Source organism: Micromonospora sp. NPDC005413, from assembly GCF_040606435.1.
Taxonomy (GTDB): domain Bacteria; phylum Actinomycetota; class Actinomycetes; order Mycobacteriales; family Micromonosporaceae; genus Micromonospora.
This window is the reverse complement of sequence record NZ_JBEXEV010000049.1, coordinates 21764-29674: the sequence shown is the minus strand read 5'-3', so window position 1 is coordinate 29674 and position 7911 is coordinate 21764. Positions and strand designations below refer to the sequence as shown.

Genomic DNA, 7911 nt, shown 5'->3' with positions numbered 1-7911 from the left:
GGGCGTTCCTCCTGTACGACAGCATCGGGGCGATCACCTGGGCGCTGTACTGCGGGCTGCTCGGTTATTTCGGCGGGTTGGCCTTCGAACGCGACGGTTCGCGGCGGGGCGCCGGGTGGGCGGGCGTTAGCTGATCAGGGGGCGGAAGGTGCCGAGTAGCACGCTTGTTGTCAGGGCGGCGCCGGCCAGGGCGACCGCCCCGGCGATGAGCAGCCCGTCGGCGCGGTCGAAGCGCTGGCGGCGGGCCACGGTCCGAGGCGTGTCGCCGTCGAAGCCGCGCGCGTCCATCGCGACGGCCAGCCGGGTGCCCCGGCGGATCGCTCCGACCAGCAGCGCGAACGCGGTGGAGGCGAACAGCCGCAGCTTCGCCACCGGGTTGTGTCCCGCGTCGACGCCCCGCGCCCGCCGGGCCATGCTGATCATCTGCCATTCCTGACCGAGCAGCGGCACCAGACGGAACGCGGCCAGTGCCCCGATGGCGAACCGGGCCGGCGCCTTCACGTTCTGGATCAACGCGTCGGCCAGGTCGGTGGGGTCGGTGGTCGCGAAGACGATCACACCGGGCAGGGCCACCGCGAACACCCGCAGCACCAGGCCGAGCGCGGTGAGCAGCACGCCGGTGCTCACCAGCACCGGCCCCACGTCCAGCAGGACCCGGCCGGACCGGTCGGCGGCGAAGAGCACCAGGGTGACCAGGATGCCGGCGGCGCTGAGCAGCAGCGGCCAGGCCCGCCGGGCCAGCACCCGGTAGCGGATGCCGAACAGCGGCAGCACGGCGAGTTCGAGTGCGATGGCGATCGCCGGGGCCACCGGGTCGAGGGTGGCCAGCAGGGTGAACGAGAAGACCAGCGCGGCGGCGACCTTCGCCACGGGGTTACGACGGGCCAACGGCGCGTCGGGCGCGGCGATCGGCTCAATGCTGATCATCGGGTGCCGTCCGGGTCGGTCACGGTTCGTTGCAGGGTGACGGTGCGGTCGGCGAGCGCCGCGACGAAATCCGCGTCGTGGGTGACCGCGACCACGCCGTGCCCGGCGTCGCGCAGGTCGGCGAAGAGGTCGACCAACTCCCGCCAGGTCCGCCGGTCCTGGCCGAAGGTGGGTTCGTCGCAGATCAGCAGGCGGGGCGCCGTGGCCAGGGCGGTCGCGACGCTCAGCCGCCGCGCCTCACCACCGGAGAGGGTGTACGGGTTGGCAGCGGCGAGGCGGGTCAGTCGCAGCCGCTCCAGCAGCCCGGCCACGGTCTCCTTGACGGCCGCCTCGGGCTGACCGGTCCGGCGCGGGCCGAGCGCCAGCTCGTCGAAGACGGTGCTGGTGACGAACTGGTGCTCCGGATCCTGGAAGACCGACCCGATCCGCCGGGCCAGCGCGGGCGCTCGCCAGCGGTGCGGGGGAGTGCGGTGATCCGGCCCGGCCAGCTCGGCGGACGCGGTGACGCGTCCGGTGCCCGGGCGGAGGAGGCCGCCGAGCAGCAACGCCAGGGTGGACTTGCCCGCGCCGTTGGGTCCGCGTACGGCGAGTGCCTCGCCGGCGCGTACCCCCAGGTCGGTGGAGCCCAGCCGGGGCGGCAGGCCGAGCCGGTCGGCGGTGAGCAGGAGTTCTCCGGGAGCGGAGGTGGCTGGCCGGGGCGCGACCGGGTGACCGGGCACCCACACGCCCTCGGCGGCCAGGGTGGCACCGTGTGCGGCGAAGACCGCCGCTGGCGTACCGTCCGCTCGGACCCCGCCGCCGGGGTCCAGGACGACCACCCGGTCGACCAGCGGTAGTGCCTCGGCGACCCGGTGCTCGACGAGGATCAGCGTGGTGTCGGCGTCCAGCGCGCTGGCCACCGCCTGCCGGACGAGGTCGGCACCGGCGGGGTCGAGATTGGCGGTCGGCTCGTCGAGCAGCAACAGGCCAGGGCGCAGGGCCAGCGCGCCGGCCAGGGCGAGGCGTTGCTGCTCGCCGCCGGAGAGCGCGGCGGTGTTGCGGTCCCGGGAGTACGGGAAGCCGACCCGGTGCAGTGCCTCGTCCACCCGTGGCCAGATCTCGTCGGCCGGAACGCCCCGGTTCTCCAGCCCGAACGCGACGTCGTCGCCGCAGCGGGCCATCACCAGTTGGGTTTCCGGGTCCTGGAAGACGATGCCGACCCGTTCGCGCCCCTTGCGCGGGTCGAGCCCGTCGATCTCGACGGTGCCCTCCTGCTCGCCGGAGTCCTCGGGAAGCAGCCCGGCCAGCGCGCTGAGCAGGGTGCTCTTGCCGGCCCCCGAAGGCCCGAGCAGCAGAACCCGCTCCCCAGCCTCGACCCGCAGATCAACCCCGCGCACCGCCCAGGCGCGCCGCCCAGCGTGCCGCCACCCAAATCCCCGCAGCAGTACCCCGCCCACCAACCCCCACCCCCCTCCCGCCCCACCAGGTCCCCGCCGGCCACCCACCGTCCGGTGATCAAGAGGTTTGCGTCAGAAAATCGCTTCTCGTTGACGCAAACCTCTTGATCAACGCGGCCAGGTGGGTCAGATCAGGGCGCGGTCCCGGGCTACCGGGAAGCGGTCCAGGACGCCGGTTTTGGCCAGGGCCTGGGTCAGCAACCAGCCGCCGGCACCGGCGATCACGGTGGCGCTGACGATGGTGAGCAGCGCGTACGGGATGCGGTAGTCGGTCAGCGCGTAGTCGACGTTCCAGATGAAGAAGTCGAACAACGCGGCGCTGAGACCGGTCAACGCGCCGGCCAGCACTGCGGTCGGCAGGCGGAACGACCGGTACCGGAAGGCGGCGAACGCCAGCTCGGCGCCGATGCCCTGCACGATGCCCTGCGGGATCACCGTGCCGGCCCACTGGCTGCCCAGCAGCGCGGAGAGGACCGCGGCCACCGTCTCGCAGTAGAGCGCGGCGCCGGGCTTGCGGATGACCAGACCGCCGATCACGGCCGGCATCAGCCAGACGCCGTAGAGCAGCGTCTGCGCCGGCGGGAAGAAGGCGAACGCACCCTCGGTGGCACTCCAGATCAGGCCCCAGGCCCAGAAGATGACGCCGAAGGCGACCGCGATCACCGAGGCGACCACGATGTCGATGGTGCGCCAACGGTTGGTGTCGGTGGTGGATTTCATGTGTTACTCCCAGTTCTGAGTGCGAACCAGGAGAAGACGCACGCCGCGTCCGGTGGCACCGGACTGCGGCGCGGCTGGAGGTCGACCGAACTCCCTGCGCTGGCATTACCCAGATCAGGTTCGAGGGTCTGCGGGCGTGCCCGCACTCTCAGCGCTGTGCGCTCCCCTGTCGGATATGAAGTTGTCTCGCTGACGCTAACACCGACCGGGCTGCTGGCCCAGGAGGGCATCCGCCTGACCTGCGGGGAGCAACCGGCTCGTCGTCGGCTGGGTACGCTTCCGATCATGCGGGTCGACGCGCGAGGTTTCACGTTCGAGGTAACAACCGGCGGTCCTGCGGACGGCGTACCCGTCCTGCTGCTGCACGGTTTCCCTCAGCACAGCGGTGAATGGGACGACGTGGTGCCGGCGCTACACGCGGGCGGGCTGCGCACGTACGCGCTGGACCAGCGCGGATACTCGCCGGGCGCCCGGCCGACGGCGGTGGCCGACTACCGGATCCCCGAGCTGGTCGCCGATGTGGTGGCCGTGCTCGACGCCCTCGGGCTGGACGCCGTGCACCTGGTCGGCCACGACTGGGGCGCGATCGTGGCCTGGGCAGTCGCCGCCCAGCACCCGGATCGGGTCCGCACGCTGACCGGGGTGTCCGTGCCGCATCCGGCCGCCATGGCGCACGCCCTGGCCACCGACGGCCAGCAGAAGGCCCGCTCGTCGTACATTGCGCTGTTCCGCAAGCCGGGCAAGGCGGAGAAGGTGCTGCTGGCCTGGAACGCGACCGCGCTGCGCAAGCTGCTCGGTGGGGTGGGCGACGCGTCCCGGGTGGACCGCTACGCCAACCCGATGCGCGAGCCGGGGGCGCTCACTGTCGCCCTGAACTGGTACCGGGCGATGTCCCGCGCCGACCTGGCCGCCGTCGGCCCGGTCGCGGTGCCCACCACGTACGTCTGGAGTGACCGGGACGTCGCCATCGGCCGGACCGCCGCCGAGGCGTGCGCGGCGAACGTCACCGGCGACTACCGCTTCGTGCAGCTGACCGGGGTGAGTCACTGGATCCCGGACGCGGCGCCCGGCCCGCTCGCCGAGGCGATCCTGGCGCGAGCCGGCGGAACGGCCTGAGCCGTGCAGGTCAGCGAGGGAGGGCCACCGTGACGACGGACGCCAGCGGGTTGGGCATCCGGCGCTCCCTCGCCGCGCAGCGGTTGGCGCTGGGACCGGCAAATTGATGCGCCAGCGGGCTGCGGTCGACTTCGCGGTGCGCTGGCTGGCCCGTAACCGGACAACGGAGGACGCATGACGGTGAGTGCCGAGGACTACCTGACCGTGGTGACCGAGACGATCGGCCGGGTGGCCGCCAGTCAGCGGGAGGCGGTGGGACGGGCTGCCGACCTGATCGCCGACGCGGTGCGCGCCGACGGCGTGGTGCACGCCTTCGGCACCGGCCACTCGGAGGCCCTCGCGATGGAGATCGCCGGCCGGGCGGGCGGTCTGGTGCCGACCAACCGGATCGCGCTACGCGACCTGGTGCTGCTCGGCGGCGAACCGGCCGAGCGGCTCGGCCCGATGCTGGAACGGGACCCGGCCGTCGCGCACCGCCTCTACGAGCTGGCCCCGGTGCGGCCCACCGACGTCTTCGTGCTCGCCTCGAACTCCGGGGTCAACGGCGCGATGGTGGAGTTCGCCAGCCTGGTCAAGGAGCGCGGCCACGGGCTGGTGGCGATCACCTCGGCACAGCACTCGGGGCGGATGACCTCCCGCCACCCGTCCGGGCGCAAGCTGAGCGATCTCGCCGACGTGGTGCTCGACAACGGCGCCCCGTACGGTGACGCGACGCTGCCGCTTCCCGGCGGCGGTGCCGTCGGTGCGGTCTCCTCGATCACCGCGGCGCTGCTGGCCCAGCAGGTCACCGTGGAGGTGGTGGCGCGGTTGCTGGCGGCGGGGGAGCGACCGCCGGTCTACCTGTCGGCGAACATCCCGGACGGTGACGCGCACAACGCGGCGCTGGAGGCCCGGTACGCGGGTCGGATCCGACGCGGCTCCTGAGGCGACCCGTCCGGCGGGTGGCCGGGGAGATGCCGTGAACTTGTTTCGCGCTCGGCGGGGTGGGGCATTGGCGTTGCTGCCGGCGGGCGGGACCGCCGGCAGTAGCGTCTCACCGGAGGTAGCGCGTGTCCAAGGAGACCGAGAAGCAGCGCTGGCAGCGCAACTTCGCCGACCTGTTGCAGGAGTTGCGGGTCGCACAAACCGGCGTGCAGATCCTCTTCGCCTTCCTGCTCACCCTGCCGTTCAGCAACGGGTTCACCAGGACCAGCGAATTCCAGCGGGATGTCTACATCGTTGCGCTGCTCGCCGCGGCCGCCGCCACGGCACTGATCATCTCGCCGGTGGCGTTCCACCGGGCGCTGTTCCGGCAGGGGCGCAAGCCGGAGCTGGTGCGGTTCGCCCACCGGATGGCCACCGGCGGCCTCGCCTTCATGCTGATCGCGATGGTCAGCTCGGTGCTGCTCATCACCGACTTCGTGCTGGACCGGCCGATCGCCTTCCTGCTCAGCGCCCTGACCGGCCTCTGGTTCCTCACCTTCTGGATGCTCCTGCCGTTCGCTCGACGCAGCTGGGGTGAGGACGACGTCAACGACGAGGACGACGACCCGGAGACTCTCGCCAACTGACGACGCCGGGCATCGACAAACTCGATCTTCACGCAGCGCTACCCCTGGGTAACACCCGGGGGTAGCGTGGCGTTGAGGGCGCATGCCGACGCAGCCGCACCGAGGTTCGAGGGGGCAGCCGTGACCACGACGCAGGACGGCCGACCGGCACCGGACAACCCCGACTCCGAAGCCGCGCCCAGCACCGCCGACGCCGCGGCCCTCTTGCCGGCGGAGGCCGGACAGGCCCCGTCGCCGGCGGAAGCCGGGCAGGTCTCCGAAAAAGAGGCCCGGCAGGTCGCCGAGGCCGCTCGCGAGGCCACCTGGGACCGACCCAGCTTCGGCAAGGAGCTGTTCCTCGGTCGGTTCCGGCTTGACCTGATCAACCCGTGGCCCCGGTCCGATCCAGACGACGTGGCCCGCGCCGAGGAGTTCCTTGGTCGGTTCCGCGCTTTCCTCGCCTCCGAGGTGGACGGCGCGGCCATCGAGCGGGACGCATCCATTCCGGACTCGGTGTTCCACGGCCTGGCCGACCTCGGCGCGTTCGGCATGAAGATCGACCGGAAGTACGGCGGGCTCGGGCTGAGCAACCTGCACTACTGTCGGGCGCTGATGCTGGCCGGCTCGGTCAGCCCGGCCATCGGCGCGTTGCTCTCGGCGCACCAGTCGATCGGGGTGCCGCAGCCGCTGAAGATGTTCGGCACCGCCGAGCAGAAGCAGCGCTTCCTGCCCCGGCTCGCCGCCGGCGAGGTGTCCGCGTTCCTGCTCACCGAGCCGGACGTCGGCTCCGACCCGGCCCGGCTGGCCACCATCGCCGAGCCGACCGAGGACGGCACCGGCTACCGGCTCAACGGGGTGAAGCTCTGGGCCACCAACGGCATCGTGGCCACCCTGCTGGTGGTGATGGCCCGGGTGCCGGCCACCGCCGGTCGCCGGGGTGGAATCACCGCGTTCGTGGTGGACGGCGACAGCGCGGGCATCACCGTGGAGCGGCGCAACGAGTTCATCGGCCTGCGCGGCCTGGAAAACAGCCTCACCCGGTTCCACGACGTGTTCGTGCCCGCCGAGAACGTCATCGGCGGCGAGGGCAAGGGGCTGAAGATCGCCCTGACCACGCTGAACACCGGCCGGCTCTCGCTGCCGGCAATGTGCGTGGGCGCCGGCAAGTGGGCGTTGAACGTGGCCCGGGACTGGGCCGCCGACCGGGTCCAGTGGGGCCGTCCGGTGGGCGAGCACGAGGCGGTCGCGCAGAAGCTCTCCTTCGTCGCCGCCACCACGTACGGCATGGAGACCATGCTCGACCTCTGCTGCCTGCTCGCCGACGACGACCGCAACGACATCCGGATCGAGGCGGCGCTGGTCAAGCTGTACGCCAGCGAGATGGCCTGGAAGATCGCCGACGAGCTTATCCAGATCCGGGGCGGGCGGGGCTACGAGACGGCCGACTCGCTGGCCGCTCGCGGCGAACGCCCGGCCGCCGTCGAGCAGATGCTGCGCGACCTGCGGATCAACCGGATCTTCGAGGGCTCCACCGAGATCATGCATCTGCTGATCGCCCGGGAGGCGGTCGACGCCCACCTGTCGGTGGCCGGCGACATCATCGACCCGGAGGCGGGTCTGGGTCGCAAGGCACGGGCCGGCGCCCGAGCCGGCGCCTTCTACGCGAAGTGGCTGCCCACCCTCGCTGTGGGCCGGGGCCAGCGCCCTTCGGCGTACGCCGAGTTCGGGCCGCTGGCCGGGCACCTGCGTCAGGTGGAGCGGTCGTCGCGCAAGCTGGCCCGGTCGACGTTCTACGCGATGTCCCGCTGGCAGGGAAAGATGGAGCGTAAGCAGGCGTTCCTGGGTCGGGTGGTGGACATCGGCGCCGAGTTGTTCGCGATGTCGGCGGTCTGTGTCCGGGCCTACGCCGAACGGGACAGCCGACCGGAGAACGTCGAGCTGGCCGACCTGTTCTGCCGGCAGGCGCGGGTGCGGGTGGACGCCCTGTTCACCGCCCTCTGGGACAACACCGACTCGGTCGACACCGCCGCCGCGAAGCGGATCCTCGCCGGCCGCTACGCGAGCCTGGAGGAGGGCGTCATCACCCCGTCCGACGAGCTGCCCTGGGTGGCCGGCTGGTCGCCCGGCCCGTCGACCGCCGAGGACGTCCGCCGCCGCATCCCACCGAAGCCGTGATCGCTCCC

7 protein-coding genes, 1 pseudogene and 1 riboswitch are annotated in these 7911 nt (G+C 72.1%); of the genes and pseudogenes, 5 read left to right on the top strand and 3 right to left on the bottom strand.

Translation table 11 applies throughout. From position 1 onward, the window contains the following. Positions 1-95: pseudogene (locus ABZS37_RS30915) on the top strand (DedA family protein); the annotation flags it as partial. 31 nt (positions 96-126) lie between these two features. Here ABZS37_RS30915 and ABZS37_RS30910 read toward each other — a convergent pair. The 3 genes from ABZS37_RS30910 to ABZS37_RS30900 form a co-directional block, all read right to left on the bottom strand. Then, the gene (locus tag ABZS37_RS30910; protein ID WP_355174822.1) at positions 127-927 is read right to left on the bottom strand and encodes an energy-coupling factor transporter transmembrane component T; all 801 of its coding nucleotides are present in this window, start codon (positions 925-927) and stop codon (positions 127-129) included. Next, positions 924-2363 (bottom strand): ABC transporter ATP-binding protein, encoded by a 1440-nt coding sequence (locus tag ABZS37_RS30905; RefSeq protein WP_355174820.1) that lies wholly within the window; start codon positions 2361-2363, stop codon positions 924-926. Before ABZS37_RS30905 ends, ABZS37_RS30910 begins: the two co-directional genes overlap by 4 nt. Positions 2364-2489: 126 nt before the next feature. Further along, positions 2490-3083, bottom strand: a complete 594-nt coding sequence (locus ABZS37_RS30900; RefSeq protein ID WP_355174818.1) for an ECF transporter S component — start codon at positions 3081-3083, stop codon at positions 2490-2492. Positions 3084-3156: 73 nt separating this feature from the next. Continuing rightward, a riboswitch (TPP riboswitch) is annotated at positions 3157-3261 on the bottom strand. Between the two features lie 107 nt (positions 3262-3368). Here ABZS37_RS30900 and ABZS37_RS30895 point away from each other — a divergent pair. The 4 genes from ABZS37_RS30895 to ABZS37_RS30880 all read left to right on the top strand — a co-directional run bounded on the left by ABZS37_RS30895 (position 3369) and on the right by ABZS37_RS30880 (position 7903). Continuing rightward, a complete protein-coding gene (locus ABZS37_RS30895) occupies positions 3369-4199 on the top strand; it encodes an alpha/beta fold hydrolase (RefSeq protein ID WP_354997430.1) in 831 nt (276 codons plus the stop codon). A 174-nt stretch (positions 4200-4373) separates the two neighbouring features. Next, a complete protein-coding gene (locus ABZS37_RS30890) occupies positions 4374-5123 on the top strand; it encodes an SIS domain-containing protein (RefSeq protein ID WP_354997428.1) in 750 nt (249 codons plus the stop codon). Positions 5124-5248: 125 nt separating this feature from the next. After that, positions 5249-5749, top strand: a complete 501-nt coding sequence (locus tag ABZS37_RS30885; protein ID WP_355174816.1) for a DUF6328 family protein — start codon at positions 5249-5251, stop codon at positions 5747-5749. A gap of 204 nt (positions 5750-5953) precedes the next feature. Beyond that, the gene (locus tag ABZS37_RS30880) at positions 5954-7903 is read left to right on the top strand and encodes an acyl-CoA dehydrogenase family protein (RefSeq protein WP_355174826.1); all 1950 of its coding nucleotides are present in this window, start codon (positions 5954-5956) and stop codon (positions 7901-7903) included. Positions 7904-7911: the final 8 nt, after the last annotated feature.